The 16,442-nt window shown below is 45.3% G+C and carries 18 protein-coding genes; all 18 read left to right on the top strand.

Features of this window, described 5'->3' with window-relative positions:
• The first annotated feature begins 45 nt into the window (after positions 1–45).
• The 18 genes from fba (at position 46) to B5354_RS09860 (ending at position 16,345) form a co-directional block, all read left to right on the top strand.
• A complete protein-coding gene (gene fba, locus B5354_RS09945; protein ID WP_079528309.1) occupies positions 46–909 on the top strand; it encodes a class II fructose-1,6-bisphosphate aldolase in 864 nt (287 codons plus the stop codon).
• Positions 910–1,011: 102 nt separating this feature from the next.
• Positions 1,012–1,653: a fructose-6-phosphate aldolase gene (fsa, locus tag B5354_RS09940; protein ID WP_079528307.1), complete on the top strand. Its 642-nt coding sequence runs from the start codon at positions 1,012–1,014 to the stop codon at positions 1,651–1,653.
• Between the two features lie 69 nt (positions 1,654–1,722).
• Positions 1,723–3,009, top strand: coding sequence for a UDP-N-acetylglucosamine 1-carboxyvinyltransferase (locus tag B5354_RS09935; RefSeq protein ID WP_079528305.1), 1,287 nt, complete (start codon positions 1,723–1,725; stop codon positions 3,007–3,009).
• A 331-nt stretch (positions 3,010–3,340) separates the two neighbouring features.
• Positions 3,341–4,306: a class II fructose-bisphosphatase gene (gene glpX, locus B5354_RS09930; protein ID WP_079528303.1), complete on the top strand. Its 966-nt coding sequence runs from the start codon at positions 3,341–3,343 to the stop codon at positions 4,304–4,306.
• 374 nt (positions 4,307–4,680) lie between these two features.
• Positions 4,681–5,970 (top strand): transcription termination factor Rho, encoded by a 1,290-nt coding sequence (rho, locus tag B5354_RS09925; protein WP_079528301.1) that lies wholly within the window; start codon positions 4,681–4,683, stop codon positions 5,968–5,970.
• Between the two features lie 164 nt (positions 5,971–6,134).
• Positions 6,135–6,380: a type B 50S ribosomal protein L31 gene (locus tag B5354_RS09920; protein WP_079528299.1), complete on the top strand. Its 246-nt coding sequence runs from the start codon at positions 6,135–6,137 to the stop codon at positions 6,378–6,380.
• Between the two features lie 207 nt (positions 6,381–6,587).
• On the top strand, positions 6,588–7,208 hold the full coding sequence (locus tag B5354_RS09915; protein ID WP_079529139.1) for a thymidine kinase: 621 nt from the start codon (positions 6,588–6,590) through the stop codon (positions 7,206–7,208).
• A 140-nt stretch (positions 7,209–7,348) separates the two neighbouring features.
• Complete coding sequence (locus tag B5354_RS09910; protein ID WP_079528297.1) at positions 7,349–7,750, top strand: hypothetical protein; 402 nt, start codon at positions 7,349–7,351, stop codon at positions 7,748–7,750.
• Between the two features lie 229 nt (positions 7,751–7,979).
• Positions 7,980–9,050, top strand: coding sequence for a peptide chain release factor 1 (gene prfA / locus B5354_RS09905; RefSeq protein WP_079528296.1), 1,071 nt, complete (start codon positions 7,980–7,982; stop codon positions 9,048–9,050).
• Entirely contained in the window at positions 9,043–9,903 is an 861-nt protein-coding gene (prmC, locus tag B5354_RS09900; RefSeq protein WP_079528294.1) for a peptide chain release factor N(5)-glutamine methyltransferase, read from the top strand. The genes prfA and prmC overlap by 8 nt, the downstream gene beginning before the upstream one ends.
• 265 nt (positions 9,904–10,168) lie before the next feature.
• On the top strand, positions 10,169–10,795 hold the full coding sequence (spoIIR, locus tag B5354_RS09895) for a stage II sporulation protein R (protein ID WP_079528292.1): 627 nt from the start codon (positions 10,169–10,171) through the stop codon (positions 10,793–10,795).
• An 88-nt stretch (positions 10,796–10,883) separates the two neighbouring features.
• Positions 10,884–11,210 carry a hypothetical protein gene (locus B5354_RS09890; protein ID WP_079528291.1) on the top strand — a complete coding sequence of 109 codons (327 nt, stop codon included), beginning with the start codon at positions 10,884–10,886 and terminating at the stop codon, positions 11,208–11,210.
• 272 nt (positions 11,211–11,482) lie between these two features.
• The gene (locus tag B5354_RS09885) at positions 11,483–12,520 is read left to right on the top strand and encodes an L-threonylcarbamoyladenylate synthase (protein WP_079528289.1); all 1,038 of its coding nucleotides are present in this window, start codon (positions 11,483–11,485) and stop codon (positions 12,518–12,520) included.
• 54 nt (positions 12,521–12,574) lie between these two features.
• Positions 12,575–13,114, top strand: a complete 540-nt coding sequence (locus tag B5354_RS09880; protein WP_342742985.1) for a manganese efflux pump MntP — start codon at positions 12,575–12,577, stop codon at positions 13,112–13,114.
• Between the two features lie 65 nt (positions 13,115–13,179).
• Positions 13,180–13,794, top strand: coding sequence for a low molecular weight protein arginine phosphatase (locus tag B5354_RS09875; protein WP_079528288.1), 615 nt, complete (start codon positions 13,180–13,182; stop codon positions 13,792–13,794).
• A 99-nt stretch (positions 13,795–13,893) separates the two neighbouring features.
• Positions 13,894–14,337 carry a ribose 5-phosphate isomerase B gene (gene rpiB / locus B5354_RS09870; protein ID WP_079528286.1) on the top strand — a complete coding sequence of 148 codons (444 nt, stop codon included), beginning with the start codon at positions 13,894–13,896 and terminating at the stop codon, positions 14,335–14,337.
• Positions 14,338–14,525: 188 nt separating this feature from the next.
• A complete protein-coding gene (locus B5354_RS09865; protein ID WP_245804777.1) occupies positions 14,526–15,071 on the top strand; it encodes a TIGR01440 family protein in 546 nt (181 codons plus the stop codon).
• A gap of 20 nt (positions 15,072–15,091) precedes the next feature.
• Positions 15,092–16,345 carry a serine hydroxymethyltransferase gene (locus B5354_RS09860; protein ID WP_079528282.1) on the top strand — a complete coding sequence of 418 codons (1,254 nt, stop codon included), beginning with the start codon at positions 15,092–15,094 and terminating at the stop codon, positions 16,343–16,345.
• The last annotated feature ends 97 nt before the right edge of the window (positions 16,346–16,442 follow it).

Below are 16,442 nucleotides of genomic sequence, written 5' to 3'. Positions count from 1 at the left end.
ATGGGAGTAAATACTAGACGTATTTTCATTAAAGGAGGATCTTTCATGCCGTTAGTTTCTATGAAAGAAATGCTAGAAAAAGCTAAGGAAGAACGTTACGGAGTAGGACAGTTCAACCTTAATAATCTGGAATATGCTCAAGCGATTCTTCAGGCTGCTGAAGAAGAGCAATCCCCTGTTATCCTTGGAGTATCTGAGGGTGCTGGACGTTACATGGGCGGATTTAACGTAGTGGTAGCTATGGTTGAATCACTCATGGAATCTTATGGGACAACTGTACCTGTTGCGATCCACTTAGATCACGGTTCAAGTTTTGAAAAGTGTGCAGAAGCGATTCACGCTGGATTCACTTCTGTTATGATCGACGCGTCTCATGATCCGTTAGAAGAAAACATCGCTCTTACGAAAAAAGTCGTAGAGCTTGCTCATATACACGGTGTGTCTGTTGAGGCAGAGCTTGGCCGTGTCGGCGGACAAGAAGACGACCTTATCGTAGAAGATGCTGAAGCAGCTTATGCAATCCCTGCGGAGTGTAAGCAACTCGTTGATGAGACGGATGTGGATGTATTTGCACCTGCTCTTGGATCTGTTCACGGACCTTACAAAGGTGAACCGAACCTTGGCTTTGACCGCATGGAAGAAATTATGGGCCTTGTTGACAAACCGCTTGTACTTCACGGTGGAACAGGCATCCCGACAGCTGATATCAAGAAGGCAATTTCCTTCGGTACAGCAAAAATTAACGTAAATACAGAAAACCAAATTTCTCAAGGTAAAGCGGTACGTAAAGTTCTTGCTGAACAGCCGGAACAATACGATCCCCGTAAATACTTGGGACCTGGCCGCGACGCCATTAAAGAAACCGTTATTGGCAAAATGCGCGAATTTGGTTCTTCGCAAAAAGCATAAAGATAGTGTTCAAGGAAGCCGTTACACCGTAACGGTTTCCTTTTCAACATGTATGAAAACGCCATCATTCTACAATTTTCAACATAGGAGGAACTTATTACTATGAAGTTTTTTATCGATACGGCTAATATTAACGAGATTAAAGAAGCGAATGCGTTAGGAGTACTTGCTGGGGTTACCACTAACCCAAGTTTAGTCGCAAAAGAAGGGGTTTCTTTTCACGAACGCCTTAAAGAGATTACCGAAGAAGTGGATGGGTCAGTAAGTGCAGAAGTTATTTCGCTCGATTCAGAAGGAATGCTTAAAGAAGCCAAGGAGCTGGCCGCGATTGCCCCTAACATTACGGTGAAGGTTCCCATGACTTTAGAAGGGCTGAAGGCTGTTAAAGCTTTAAGTGACCTAAATATCAAGACGAACGTTACGCTCATTTTCTCAGCCAACCAGGCCTTGCTTGCTGCACGAGCTGGTGCCTCTTACGTTTCGCCATTTCTAGGCCGTCTTGATGACATTGGCCATAACGGAATGGAGCTCGTAGCTCAAATTGCTGAGATTTTCGATCGTCATGCGATTGATACGGAAATCATCGCTGCTTCCGTGCGTCATCCTGTGCATATAACGGACGCAGCCCTGAATGGAGCACACATCGCAACGGTTCCATTTAAACTTTTTGATCAACTTGTCAAGCATCCTCTGACTGACCAAGGTATTGAAAAATTCCTTAATGACTGGAATAATCAAAAATAATACGAGTCATTTGGCAAAAATTGCACATGATAAAGATATAATCTTTACCTTTAAAGTGAGGAGTTTCCCATGAGAAAACTACTAGTAGAAGGCGGCACGCGCTTACGCGGACAAGTACGTGTCAGTGGTGCAAAAAACAGCGCCGTTGCTCTATTACCTGCTGCGATTTTAGCGAGTTCCAAAGTAACAATTGAAGGGCTTCCAAATATTTCAGATGTAGGAACGTTGTCTGATTTGCTTGAGGAAATAGGAGGGACCGTTCATCGAGATGGGCAGACGATTGAAATCGACCCTTCTGAAATGATCTCAATGCCGCTTCCAAACGGCCGCGTGAAAAAGCTGCGAGCCTCTTATTATTTTATGGGGGCAATGCTGGGCCGTTTCAATAAAGCGGTGATTGGACTGCCAGGCGGATGTCACCTCGGACCGCGTCCAATTGACCAGCATATTAAAGGGTTTGAAGCTCTTGGAGCTGAAGTGTCTAACGAACAAGGTGCGATTTATTTGCGTGCTAAGGAACTGCGCGGGGCTAGAATTTATTTAGATGTGGTAAGTGTAGGCGCTACGATTAACATTATGTTGGCAGCCGTGAGAGCCAAAGGGAAGACAACCATTGAAAATGCAGCCAAGGAGCCAGAGATCATTGATGTAGCGACCTTGTTAACGAGCATGGGCGCGAAAATTAAGGGTGCCGGGACGGATGTAATCCGAATTGAAGGCGTCAATGATTTAAATGGCTGCCTGCATACGATTATTCCGGATCGGATTGAAGCGGGCACTTATACGATCATGGCTGCAGCTCAGGGAGAAGAGATGATTATTGATAACGTCATCCCGCAACACCTTGAATCACTGCTGGCCAAGCTTCGTGAAATGGGTGTAACGATTGAGGAAAACGACGAACAGCTTTATATCAGACCTGGTGAAAAAATGAAGAGTGTCGACATTAAGACACTCGTTTACCCCGGATTTCCGACTGATTTACAGCAGCCCTTTACTACTTTGCTTACGAAGGCGGAGGGAACGGGTGTCGTTACCGATACGATCTATCAAGCTAGGTTCAAGCATGTCGATGAACTGCGCCGCATGAATGCTTCGATCAAAGTGGAGGGGGGAGCTGCAATTGTAGCTGGTCCGTCAAAACTTGAAGGAGCAAAAGTGAAAGCCTCTGATTTACGGGCAGGTGCTGCTTTAGTGATCGCAGGGCTAATGGCCGGCGGTGTAACTGAAATCACTGGCGTAGATCACATCGAACGTGGTTATGAAAACATTACGAACAAGCTGGTAGAGCTCGGAGCCAATATCTGGTATGAAGAGATGTCAGAAGAAGAAGTCGAGCAGTTTCAGAATTCATAAGAAAAGCGGAAGCGCCCTAGATAGAGGAAGATCGGCTAAGATCGGATAAAGAGGAAGTTCGACTAAGTTCGGCACGTCCTGTGCCAACGTCGAACTGACCCGCGTCCTGCGGGCCCAAGCAGTGCGGCGCAGTCGGGTGTTCTTTCCCGACGGAGGCGAACTGCTTATGTCTCGAGTGTCTGGGCGCTGCAGCTGGACAGTAGAAAAGCGGCTGGACAGTAGCACAATCCCGCTCTTATGGAGCATTTGCTAATATTGAAAGACCCCCACTTCTTGTGGGGCCATGGGGAGATGAGGAAAAATTCTAAATAGAGAATGGGGAGAATGAACCATGGAAAGAAGTTTATCAATGGAATTAGTCAGAGTAACCGAGGCAGCAGCTTTATCATCAGCTCGCTGGATGGGAAGAGGAAAGAAAGACGAGGCTGATGATGCGGCGACCTCTGCCATGCGTGACGTTTTTGACACGATCCCGATGAAAGGAACCGTTGTAATCGGGGAAGGCGAAATGGACGAAGCACCTATGCTTTATATTGGGGAGACTCTAGGGAATGGCTTCGGTCCAAGAGTGGATGTAGCTGTAGATCCACTTGAGGGAACTAACATTGTTGCACAAGGAACGTGGAATGCGCTGGCTGTCATTGCGATTGCTGATCACAACCAGCTGTTACATGCCCCGGATATGTACATGGAAAAGATTGCCGTTGGGCCGGAAGCTGTCGGAAAAGTTGATATTAACGCATCTGTATCTGAAAATCTGGCTGCCGTAGCTAAAGCGAAAAATAAAGACGTGGAAGATGTTGTAGCGATTGTTCTAAATCGGAAACGGCATGAAGGGATTATTGAAGAAATTCGAGCAGCAGGTGCTCGTATTAAGCTGATTTCTGATGGAGATGTGGCTGCCGCAATTAATACGGCATTTGACGATACAGGTGTCGATATTTTATTCGGATCCGGCGGAGCACCTGAAGGGGTACTCGCTGCGGTTGCGCTTAAATGTCTTGGCGGAGAAATCCAGGGAAAACTCATTGCTTCAAATGAGGAAGAACGCAACAGATGTAAGGATATGGGGATTGAAGACATCAACAAAGTACTTTACATGGAAGACTTCTGCGGCGGGGATGATGCCATCTTCGCAGCCACAGGAGTAACAGACGGAGAACTTCTTCAAGGTGTCCAATTTAAGGGACAGAAGGCAACCACCCAAACGGTTGTCATGCGAGCTAAATCCGGCACGGTTCGTTTTATTGATGGCGACCATAGTTTGAAGAAGAAACCGAATTTAGTGATTAAATAGCAGGATAAATGGGGAAGCTGAAGATATTCAGTTTCCCTACCCTACTTTTTACCCTCTGAAAGACTTGCCAAAAAAACCTCTTGAACCAATGTGATTACTAGATGTACAATAAGGTAGGTTTCTAACAATAAAGAATCAAAGAAATAATTTAATTGTAAACCTCTGTAAGCTTCACATCCCTCTTGTTTCTTCTTTTTATTTCCAAAAAGGGCAATCAACGCTCATACTAAGATCAGCATAGATTAGTAGAGAGCTTACTCTGGTATACACACAATCTATAAAAAAGCTCAAGCACGATCTCCGTTTAATTTTCTCGTTAGGAAACGACGGTCAACGAGGATGCTTAAGCTAAAAATAATTAAAGTGGTGATTTTGTGGCAGAACTATCAATATCCAACCTAGAAGGCATGACGTTAAAGAAACTCTATTCTTTAGCGAAGCAGTACAAGGTATCTTATTATGCCAAGCTGACGAAGCGAGAGTTGATTTTCGCAATTTTGAAAGCACAAGCTGAGAAAGATGGCTTTCTATTTATGGATGGCATCTTAGAAATAATCCCTTCTGAAGGATTTGGCTTCCTTCGTCCAATCAACTATTCTCCGAGTGCTGAGGACATTTACATCTCAGCATCACAAATTCGCAGATTTGATTTGCGTAATGGTGACAAAGTTTCAGGGAAAGTTAGACCGCCTAAGGAAAATGAGCGGTATTACGGATTGCTTCACGTAGATGCAGTAAACGGAGAAGATCCGGAGACGGCGAAAGAACGAGTCCATTTTCCTGCTTTAACGCCGCTCTATCCGGACCGTCACATGAAGCTTGAAACAGAAAGTAAAAAACTTTCAACACGGATTATGGACTTGATGGCACCGGTCGGATATGGTCAGCGTGGATTAATTGTTGCCCCGCCTAAAGCGGGTAAGACAATGCTGTTGAAACAAATTGCAAACAGCATTTCTACTAATCATCCTGAGTCAAAATTAATTATTTTACTTGTCGATGAACGTCCGGAAGAAGTAACAGATATCGAGCGTTATGTGGATCCAGATGTTGATGTGGTAAGTTCAACCTTTGATGAGGTACCGGAAAACCATATTAAAGTAGCTGAACTCGTCTTGGAGCGGGCGATGAGACTGGTTGAACATAAGAGTGACGTAATTATTTTAATGGACAGCATTACGCGTCTTGCGCGTGCTTATAACCTTGTAATCCCGCCAAGCGGACGAACGCTTTCTGGAGGGATCGACCCTGCAGCTTTCCACCGTCCGAAGCGTTTCTTCGGAGCGGCAAGAAATATCGAAGAGGGTGGTAGTTTTACCATCTTAGCTACGGCATTAGTGGATACAGGTTCCCGCATGGATGATGTTATTTATGAAGAATTTAAAGGAACCGGAAACATGGAGCTTCACCTTGATCGCAGTCTGGCTGAACGACGTATCTTCCCTGCGATTGACATTACTCGTTCCGGAACTCGTAAAGAAGAACTGCTGCTGCCGAAATCTGAATTAGACAAAGTGTGGGCGATTCGTAAAACGATGTCGGATTCTCACGATTTCATCGACCGTTTTCTACGCAGGCTGCGGTCATCGAAAACAAATGAGGAATTTTTCGATCTGATGGATAAGGATATGAAAGGGAAAACAACCTCATCCCGTCGCAGCTGATTGCTTTTCCAGAAAAAAGGATACTTCGCGCTGTTGCATTGGACTGCGTAGACTGATATAATCTTTCTATGTGAGTTTCAGTAAAAGGTGTATCGACTAACCTTCGACGGCTCTTACAATAACTCTGTTTCCAGAGGATTCAGGGCAAAAAGGAGTGGAAGAACATGAAAGCAGGAATTCATCCAGAATACCGTAAAGTTGTATTCCTTGATACAAGTTCTGATTTCAAATTTATCGCTGGATCTACACAAGGATCTGACGAAACAATCGAATGGGAAGACGGGAACACTTACCCGCTTATCCGTGTTGAAATTAGTTCTGCGTCTCATCCGTTCTACACAGGCAAACAAAAAGCTGACAAAGCTGGCGGCCGTGTGGATCGCTTCAAGAAAAAATATAACCTTTCATAATAATGTGCGGTCATCTTTGATGATCCCAGCATAATTTTGAACAAGAACAGGCAAATTGTCTTACCTTTTGCCTGTTTTTTTGTTAAAGGAAATCGAAGGACAGCAGCATAAAGAGTCATCCCTATGTGAGTTCAGCCATCTCATACAGGGAGCTTTTTTTGTCAAAAATAGATGGATGGAAGATGTGTGAAGGGAGCGACAGTGGACGTGTATGTAATGAAACAGAGCGGATGGGTTGAGGTGATCTGCGGAAGTATGTTCAGCGGGAAATCAGAAGAATTGATTCGCCGCGTGCGCCGAGCTACATATGGCAACTTGTCTGTTCGTGTATTTAAACCCGCCATTGATAATCGATATAAAGAGGATTCCATCGTGTCTCACAATGGAACTTCTGTGCTTGCAAGACCGGTTGCAGAGTCGTTGGAAATTCTCAGAGAAGTCAGTAATGAAGTCGATATTGTAGGGATCGATGAAGTGCAATTTTTTGATGATAACATTGTAGAAGTTGTAGAATGTCTGGCTGACCGCGGCATTCGTGTCATCGTTGCAGGATTGGATACGGATTTCCGTGGGGAACCGTTTGGCAAAGTCCCTGAACTGATGGCTTTGAGTGAAAGTGTTACGAAGTTGAATGCGATTTGCCCTGTGTGTGGTTCTCCGGCCAGTCGAACACAGCGCTTGATCGACGGCGAGCCTGCTTCCTATGATGATCCAATTATTTTAGTTGGAGCTTCTGAATCGTACGAGCCCAGATGCCGCCACCATCATGAGGTCCCGAATAAGCCCAGGCAAGCGCAAGTGAAGGCTCACGCCGAAAAACATGCATGATGGTTAATAACCACTGACCTAATGGTCGGTGGTTTTTTATGTAATCGAAGTGCTGCATGATGAAAGAAAGTGTCGATGGCATGGCGCATAATCCTTTTCTAATCCGTACACACTATGGAAAAAGAGAAGAGGTGTGAAAGATGATAAGGATCATAATGGCAGGAATTCTTATGACATTATTCATGACGGCTTGCGGGCAGGAATATGAAAATTTTCAAGGCAGTACCACACGTGATGATATTGAGAATTTAAGCGTGAAAGATGAGCATACATCTGAAGCAGAGATTGAAAACCCTCGCTCCATGGACCTAGTAGGCGATACTTGGGGATTGAAGCAGGATCGCGAGTTAATGAAAGAAGCTGCCAATCAGGTTCCTGGCGTCACTGTTAAGCGGGTGATTATCGAAGCTGGTCAGGCGCGGGTGACCGTTGATGTCGATCGCGAACTGAGCAGCGATGAGAAGATGGATTGGTCTAAGCAGATCAAAGAAGCTGTTTATAGTGCTGTGCCTCGCTATAACATTAATGTAAACATACGATAAGCCTGATGGTGCTGGAAATATGCAATTGAACGTTACAATCGTGCAATTAATGGCTTTCATATGCAACTAAGTTTAAGAAATAGGCAATTAACCAGAATATCATGCAATAATCCTCCCATTATGTGCAATCCTGGCTCTTGCGGAGAGATTGTTTTTTCAGGGGACGTGGTTGTAACCCCACCTTCTCTATAATATAATTAGACTGTTATGGAGAAAGAGGTGCATACCATTGATCGAACGTTTGCAAACACTTGAAGATCGTTATGAAAAATTAAATGAATTACTTAGTGATCCGGAAGTGATTTCGGATACGGATAAACTGCGTGAATACTCTAAAGAACAGTCTGGGCTTGCTGAAACGGTGACCGCCTATCGTGAGTACAAGGAAGTGACCGGGCAGCTTGACGATGCGAAGGTCATGCTTGAGGACAGTCTTGATGATGATATGGAAGAGATGGTCAAAGAGGAAATCAGCGAGCTTTCAGATCGAAAACAGGAACTGGAAGAGCGTTTGAAAGTCCTTATGCTTCCGAAAGATCCGAACGATGATAAAAACGTTATTATGGAAGTACGCGGAGCAGCTGGGGGAGATGAAGCGGCTTTATTTGCGGGGGATCTTTACCGCATGTATGCAAGGTACGCGGAATCTCAGGGCTGGAAGACTGAAGTGATTGAGGCAAATGCCAATGATGTGGGCGGCTATAAAGAGATCATTTTCATGATTAATGGAGATCGTGCCTTTTCGAAAATGAAGTTTGAAAATGGCGCCCATCGTGTGCAGCGTGTCCCGGAAACGGAATCGGGCGGACGGATTCATACGTCAACTGCAACTGTCGTCGTTATGCCTGAAGCGGAAGAAGTTGAGGTCGAAGTGCACGATAAGGATATTCGTGTCGACACGTTTGCTTCTAGTGGACCAGGCGGGCAAAGTGTAAATACGACGATGTCAGCTGTCCGTTTGACGCACGAGCCGACAGGGATTGTCGTTTCCTGTCAGGATGAAAAGTCGCAGATTAAAAACAAGGAAAAAGCGATGAAGGTGTTACGGGCTCGAATTTATGATAAAGTTCAGCGTGAACAACAGGCTGAGTACGATGAAAGTCGTAAATCAGCAGTTGGAACGGGTGACCGTTCAGAGCGGATTCGTACGTATAATTTCCCGCAAACACGTGTCACGGACCACCGTATCGGCTTAACGCTGCAGAAACTTGATCAAGTTCTGCAAGGCAATATGGAAGAGATCATCGACGCATTGTTAATTGAAGAGCAGACAAAGAAGCTGGAGTCTATCGGTGAGTAAGTTGTCGTTTACGACCATTGGAGAAGTCCGACGCTGGGCTTCTCTTTTTTTACAAGAAAATGGTCGAGAAGTGAGAGTCGCTGACTTGCTGCTTGAAGATATGCTTAAACTGAGCTTCTCCCAGCTGCTTGCTTATGAACGAGACCCTTTTCCTGAGGCAGTGAAACCGTCCTTTATCCGTGCGATCAAGGACCATGCCGAAACGGGCGTCCCCGTACAGCACCTGATTGGCAAAGCCCCGTTCTATGGCAGGGAGTTCTTCGTTAACGAAGCTGTTCTCATACCGAGGCCGGAAACAGAGGAGCTTGTGTTAGGTACGCTGGAGAGGATGCAGTCTAGTTCTCACCTGGAATCTCCGGTCGTGGCAGACCTGGGGACGGGCAGCGGAATTATTGCGGTTACGATGAAGCTTGAGGAGCCTGCAAGCCAAATAGTAGCCTCAGATCTCTCGACGGATGCACTGGAGACAGCCAGGAAGAATGCGGAAGCGCTTGAGGCTGAGGTGGCGTTTTTTTATGGCGATTTTCTGGAGCCGATCAAACAGCAGCCTATTGATGTTCTCATATCGAATCCCCCCTATATTTCACGTGGAGAGGAGCTTCAGGATACAGTGAAAAATTTTGATCCTGAGCTGGCTCTTTTTGCTGATAACGATGGGTTAGCCGCTTATCAAACAATCGTGGATCAGATCGTCCATTTTAAGTTATCCCCAAGGTTAATGGCTTTTGAAATTGGCCACGAACAAGGGGAAGCGGTTAAAACGATCATTGAAACCAAGCTGCCAGACTATCGTGTTGAAATCAAGCAGGATATTAATCAAAAAGACCGCATGATTTTTGCGGAATTAGTCTAACTCAGTTCGACTTCGAGAAAAGCTGCGGTCGAATATATGCTCGATTTCCTTCAGGGAACGATCCTGTGGAGAACGGGAAAATCCTCTTTTATTAGGGAACAATCCCTTCCGTTAATACCTCCCTTCGGAAAAAAATTATTATTATCGCCTGATAAAATATCGGCTGTAAAGCCTGAGACTATCAAGTTGCATTCATTTAATAGATTTAGAGGTTTAAAAGATTTCCTCCCTGCCCATACTAGCCAGTAACAGGGAGGGATTTTTTATGAGAAAAATAATTCTGGCTGCGACCGCCATTTTACTGAGTCTATCCATTCTACCTTGGGGAGACATGAGTAGTGCTTCCTCAAGCTCTTCATATAAAGTGATTCCCGACGAAGCGATTCGCCTTCGGATTCTAGCAGATAGTAACAAAGAAAAAGCCCAGGATTTAAAGCGTGACGTTCGTGATGCAGTCAACGCGGAAATTACGACATGGGTAGAGGACCTGACGTCGATTGACGCGGCGCGAGCCTTGATTCAATCCCGGCTTCAGGAAATAGATACGATTGTAAAAGAAACGATTGAACAGTCAGAGATTACGCAGAGCTATCAAGTCGAATATGGCAAGCAGGTAGAGTTCCCGACGAAGCTTTACGGCTCCTACATTTATCCGGCAGGTGAATATGAAGCGATTCTGATCACGCTTGGTGAAGGAGAGGGCGACAACTGGTGGTGTGTATTGTTCCCGCCACTTTGTTTCCTCGATTTCTCCAATGGAGCAACGGTAGCTCATGCCGAAGAGAAGGAAGCGGACCAGAAACAGGAAAAATCATCAGAAGAAACAGCTGAGCCTGAAAAGCAGGAAGTGGAATTCTTTCTTGTGAAACTTTGGAATAAAATCGTTTCCTAGCATATTTTCCTCTTTTTCTCATAGAGTACTAGAAAGGTCTCCAATTACGGCAGCCTTTCAAACAAGTACTAGAAAAGGGGGATTTTCTGTGTATATTGAAAAATTAGCACTCAAACATAATGGGGAATGTGGATATCTGATTAAGCGGGATAATGAAGAGGTGGGGTCGTTTATTCTGGACGAACAAAAGCTGGGTGTGAAAAAACTGCGCCAGCTTCAAGTTTCGGCGGACGTCTCCAAGGCAGGGGTATTATACGTGTTTGAGTTGATTCAGAACTATGCGAAAGAGGAAGGCATTCGAGAACTTCAAGTGGAAAGTCATTCTGATGATTTAAACAGATTACTCACTCATCAACAATTTGTATGTAAAGATGAGCAGCAAAGCTTGTGGACATATGATGTTATCAACAATTAATGTGAATAAGTGCATGTTTTATTCACAATCACATCAATTACTGTGGATATATTGTGAATAATTTAATGGATAAATGAGAGGGTATCGTGTGAAAGCGGTGAATATGTGGATAAATTTGTTGATAAGTTGAGGATAACCTGTTAGTAGTGTCTGGATTTGCGAATAACTACTGAATTATTCATAATGTTAGTATATAATTACCCAGCTGAAACAAGATGCAAACGCTGAACTGAACTATTTAACTTTTCCAGAAGATAAAAGGAGCGCCAGACATGAATAACTCAACACAACATTGGAAGCTATCCACACATGTATCAGAAGATGATGAGGCCATTATAGAAGCTGCTGAGCTGCTCAAGCAGCAGCAGGTTGTGGCTTTTCCGACCGAAACGGTGTATGGACTCGGAGGAGATGCGACGAATGCTGCCGCTGTTCAGCGGATTTTTGAGGCAAAAGGGCGCCCGGCGGATAATCCGTTAATCGTACATGTGGGTGATCAATCACAGGTAGAAGAGCTGGTTACCGAGATTCCACCTATTGCCCGTCAGTTAATCGAACAGTTTTGGCCGGGTCCATTAACATTGATCCTGCCGAGCAATGGTGCAGCTGCTGAAAATGTCACGGCTGGACTGCCGACGGTTGGCATACGTATGCCTGATCACCCTGTGGCGTTAAGTATTTTAAAAGCTGCCGGCACTCCTTTAGCTGCCCCTAGTGCCAATCGTTCAGGAAGACCGAGTCCCACCGAAGCGGTTCATGTTGCGCAGGACCTCGACGGGCGGATCGCCGGGATTGTCGATGGGGGGCCAACTGGAGTCGGGGTTGAATCCACAGTGGTTGATTGCACAGCTGAGATTCCGATGATCCTCCGGCCTGGTGGTGTGACAAAAGAGGATTTGCAGCCATTGATTCCTGATGTGATTGTGGATCCGGCTTTAGCTGCTCAAGGTTCTAAGCCGAAATCACCTGGCATGAAATATACTCACTATGCCCCAGAGGCACCACTCTGGCTCGTTGACGGGGACGGTTCATTTTTTCAAGATCAAATCAACCAGCTGCAGGCTGTGGATAAACGCGTTGGTGTGATGGCAAGTCATGAACTGGCGGACGAGCTGGACCATTCGCGAATTCTGCGCTGTGGCTCAAGAGAAAACTTGGCCGAAGTGGCCGGGAATCTCTATGGTGCACTGCGACAATTTAAAAAAGCGGATGTTGATGTTATCTTATGTGAAACTTTTCCGGACCATGGAGTAGGCGCTGCTGTCATGAATCGTTTGTCAAAAGCGGCTGTCCAAAAAGTTATCCAGTAACGGACATACAAGTTGAAAGCCCCGCATAGCATGTCCGGAGGGGGGCTTTCTCAAATGATCGAACAAGCTGCTTCATTAGTATTGCTGTCGTTTGCGCTCGGTATGGATGCTTTCTCTGTATCCCTCGGAATGGGGATGCAGGCGGTCAGGCTTAAGCATGCTTTTTTTGCCGGAATTGTCGTCGGGTTATTTCATATGTTTATGCCAGGTCTCGGAATCATTTTGGGTTCCTGGCTGTCGTCCAATGCCAGTACGTGGGCTGCTGTGGCAGGAGGATTCTTGTTATTCGGGCTTGGCTGCTATACTATTTTTGCATCATTTGCAGAAAAACGTTCTGCTGCCCATTCCCTCGTTGGCGCTGGATTATGGATTTTTGCAATTAGTGTTAGCATAGACAGCTTTCCTGTCGGGTTTAGTCTTGGTCTTCACCAGACAGCGATCATCGTTTCTGTGCTTTCCTTTGGGGTGGTCAGTACCCTCCTGACATGGGCTGGTTTTGTGCTTGGAAGAAGGGCAAGCGGTCTGCTTGGCACGTATAGCGAACTGTTAGGGGGAAGCATATTGTGTGCGCTTGGCCTATATGCAATTTTCTAAACTATTTTTTTGCGAAATAGATATGATATGATAGATAAAAAGCCTCAAGTGAGGAGTGTACCACGATGAATCTATTATTTGTATGTACAGGGAACACATGCCGCAGTCCAATGGCTGAGGCTCTTTTAAGGTTTAAATACAATGATGTGGAGGTTCGCTCGGCTGGTATTTTTGCGGGTTCAGGACAGCCGTTGTCGGAAGGGTCAGAGCATGTGCTCAGTGAAGTTGGATTATCCTTCAACCATTCCTCAACACCAATCACCCAGGAGATCATTGATTGGTCTAACCTTGTGTTAACGATGACAGACAAACATAAGCAGACCTTAGCTCTTCAGTATCCAGAAGACCATACGAAGTTCTTCACATTAAAGGAATATGTTCTGATCGATGAAACACAATGGCAGGAGCTGAAAGAACTTTACACCACTTTTGAGGAAAAGCGCTCATGGATTCTAAGCAATCTCCAGGACAACTTGACAGAAGCTGAAATAGAGACCCAGCTGAGGGAAGAATTGGCCGCTGAAATCGAAAGGATTCAGCAGCTTGAAAGTGACATTCCGAACTTGAATATAACCGATCCCTTTGGAAAAAATGTAAAAGTGTACAGAGAAACGAGAGATGAACTTAATCGGCACATTGATTTGCTGGTGGAGAAGCTAAAAAAGCTTAACGAGTATTAATCAAACGTTTGTTTAACCTGACTGGATAGGGTTTGGCAGCTTGTGAGCAACCTAAACGTTATACGAAACAAAACAAGTAATGAGGAGAGTGGCAGCAAAATGAAAGTGATTCTGGCATCCGACCATGGCGGGGTAAACCTACGCCGCGAAGTAGCAGACGTACTTGATGAATTACATATTGAATTCGAGGATATGGGCTGCGATTGTGAAACATCCGTAGACTATCCCGATTATGCGATTCCAGCCGCAGAGCGAGTGGCAAGCGGTGAATTCGATAAAGGCATTTTGATTTGCGGGACAGGCATCGGTATGTCCATCTCAGCTAATAAAGTGAAGGGAATTCGTGCTGCCCTTGTGCATGATCTGTTTACGGCAAAGGCTACGCGTGAACATAATAATTCGAACATGCTTTGCATGGGCGAGCGTGTCATTGGACCGGGTTTAGCAAAGGAAATTGCCCGCACATGGCTTGAGACGGATTATGAAGGCGGCCGTCACGATAATCGTGTAGGAAAAATTACCGAATATGAAGGAAAAGCGTAAGAACGTCCTCTAGGCTGATTGAACGCATGGGAGCTCTTTTAAAGGCTATTCCTTCCTTATAGGCCTACATACCCACCGAAGATTTTTGAAAAGTATGATAGAATGGCTGTACAGAAAAAGAGGCAATCTTTCTTTTTCAACACATGAACCATTGCTTCTTAACTAAAGGAGATGAGCCTATGACTGAAATTCAAACGATTCAACAAGAGGTATCTACCGTTGTCCGACAATTATTAGAGAGTGGACACATTAAGAAAGGTAGTCTTCTCGTCGTTGGCTGCTCAACAAGTGAAATAGCTGGCGAAAGAATTGGAACTTCCGGTAGTGAAGCCATTGCCGAAGTGGTGTATAATGAATGGCATAAGCTCACAGAACAGAAAGGGATCGATCTAGCGTTTCAATGTTGTGAACATTTAAATCGTTCACTTGTTATCGAACGTTCCGTGCAGAAGGATCGCCGCTGCCAGGAAGTTTCTGCTGTACCTGTTGCGGAAGCAGGCGGTTCAATGGCGTCCTATGCTTTCAAACATATGAACGATCCTGTTTTAGTAGAAGCGGTTGAAGCCGATGCAGGTGTTGACATCGGAGATACGTTAATAGGCATGCATTTGAAGCGAGTCGCTGTACCGCTTCGCCTTGACCAGAATTCAATTGGACACGCACATGTCACGGTTGCCTGCACACGTCCGCCACTCGTCGGCGGCAGCAGAGCGGTTTACGAACTTGAAAAGTAATTCGAGAGGGGAATTCGATCATGGAACATGTTAAATCAACAGATGCAGAACTATTCGCAGCAATTAAGGATGAAAAAGATCGTCAGGAAAACAATATTGAGCTGATTGCCTCAGAAAACTTCGTCTCAGAAGCCGTTATGGAGGCCATGGGCTCAGTGTTAACAAACAAGTATGCAGAAGGTTATCCAGGTCGTCGTTATTATGGCGGCTGTGAGCACGTAGACGTGGTCGAGAACCTAGCAAGAGATCGTGCTAAGGAACTATTTGGAGCAGAGCATGTGAATGTTCAGCCGCATTCTGGTGCTCAAGCGAACATGGCCGTTTACTTTACGGTTCTTAAGCCTGGGGATAAAGTGCTTGGCATGAACTTGAACCATGGCGGTCACTTGACTCATGGCAGCCCTGTGAACTTTAGTGGTACATTGTATGACTTTGAAGAATATGGCGTCGACCAGGATAACGAACAAATTGATTACGATGCTGTTTTGGCCAAAGCGAAAGAAGTAAAGCCAAAGCTGATCGTTGCTGGGGCAAGTGCCTATCCGCGTGAAATTGATTTTGCCAAATTCCGTGAAATTGCTGATGAAGTAGGGGCATACCTTCTCGTGGATATGGCTCACATCGCAGGCCTGGTCGCATCAGGTTTGCATCCAAATCCAATTCCACATGCTCAATTCGTTACGACAACGACTCACAAGACATTGCGTGGTCCTCGTGGCGGCATGATCTTTTGTGAAGAAGAATTTGCGAAGAAAATCGATAAATCCGTATTCCCTGGCATGCAAGGCGGTCCGCTTATGCACGTGATCGCATCCAAAGCCGTTTCCTTCAAGGAAGCATTGCAGCCGGAATTCAAGCAGTATACCCGTCAAATTATCGCCAATGCTAAGCAGCTGGGCGAATCGCTTAAGAAACATGGTATTCGTCTCGTATCCGACGGAACAGATAATCACCTATTGCTGCTTGATTTGCAAAATCTTGAACTTACAGGAAAAGTAGCCGAGAAGGCGCTTGATGAAGTCGGCATTACGACTAATAAAAATACCATTCCATTTGATCCGGAAAGCCCATTTGTTACGAGCGGAATCCGTATCGGGACAGCCGCTGTGACAAGCCGCGGCTTTAAAGAAAAAGAAATGGAAGAAGTGGCCGAGCAGATTGCCACAACGCTGAAACATCATGAGGATGAAGCGAAATTGAAGGAAGTAGCTGAAAGTGTTCAGAAGCTGACGTCTCGCTTCCCGTTATATCCTTCTTTGCTTACGACTTCTTAAATGAGGAAACCACTAGTCCCTGAGACTGGTGGTTTTTTTTGCCCCACAGGATGTGGAGTAGTTCGACGTTGGCACATGCCCCGCAGGATGTGGGGTC

Source organism: Halobacillus hunanensis, from assembly GCF_900166655.1.
In the GTDB taxonomy this organism is placed as follows: domain Bacteria; phylum Bacillota; class Bacilli; order Bacillales; family Halobacillaceae; genus Halobacillus_A; species Halobacillus_A hunanensis.
The sequence above is the reverse complement of the archived record's forward strand: the minus strand, read 5'-3'. Positions and strand labels throughout refer to the sequence as shown.

Excerpts from the sequence above, each read along its gene's own strand:
- fba (WP_079528309.1), top strand. The coding sequence starts at position 46 with ATGCCGTTAGTTTCTATGAAAGAAATGCTAGAAAAAGCTAAGGAAGAA.
- fsa (WP_079528307.1), top strand. The coding sequence starts at position 1,012 with ATGAAGTTTTTTATCGATACGGCTAATATTAACGAGATTAAAGAAGCG.
- B5354_RS09935 (WP_079528305.1), top strand. The coding sequence starts at position 1,723 with ATGAGAAAACTACTAGTAGAAGGCGGCACGCGCTTACGCGGACAAGTA.
- glpX (WP_079528303.1), top strand. The coding sequence starts at position 3,341 with ATGGAAAGAAGTTTATCAATGGAATTAGTCAGAGTAACCGAGGCAGCA.
- B5354_RS09920 (WP_079528299.1), top strand. The coding sequence starts at position 6,135 with ATGAAAGCAGGAATTCATCCAGAATACCGTAAAGTTGTATTCCTTGAT.
- B5354_RS09910 (WP_079528297.1), top strand. The coding sequence starts at position 7,349 with ATGATAAGGATCATAATGGCAGGAATTCTTATGACATTATTCATGACG.
- spoIIR (WP_079528292.1), top strand. The coding sequence starts at position 10,169 with ATGAGAAAAATAATTCTGGCTGCGACCGCCATTTTACTGAGTCTATCC.
- B5354_RS09885 (WP_079528289.1), top strand. The coding sequence starts at position 11,483 with ATGAATAACTCAACACAACATTGGAAGCTATCCACACATGTATCAGAA.
- B5354_RS09880 (WP_342742985.1), top strand. The coding sequence starts at position 12,575 with ATGATCGAACAAGCTGCTTCATTAGTATTGCTGTCGTTTGCGCTCGGT.
- B5354_RS09875 (WP_079528288.1), top strand. The coding sequence starts at position 13,180 with ATGAATCTATTATTTGTATGTACAGGGAACACATGCCGCAGTCCAATG.
- rpiB (WP_079528286.1), top strand. The coding sequence starts at position 13,894 with ATGAAAGTGATTCTGGCATCCGACCATGGCGGGGTAAACCTACGCCGC.
- B5354_RS09860 (WP_079528282.1), top strand. The coding sequence starts at position 15,092 with ATGGAACATGTTAAATCAACAGATGCAGAACTATTCGCAGCAATTAAG.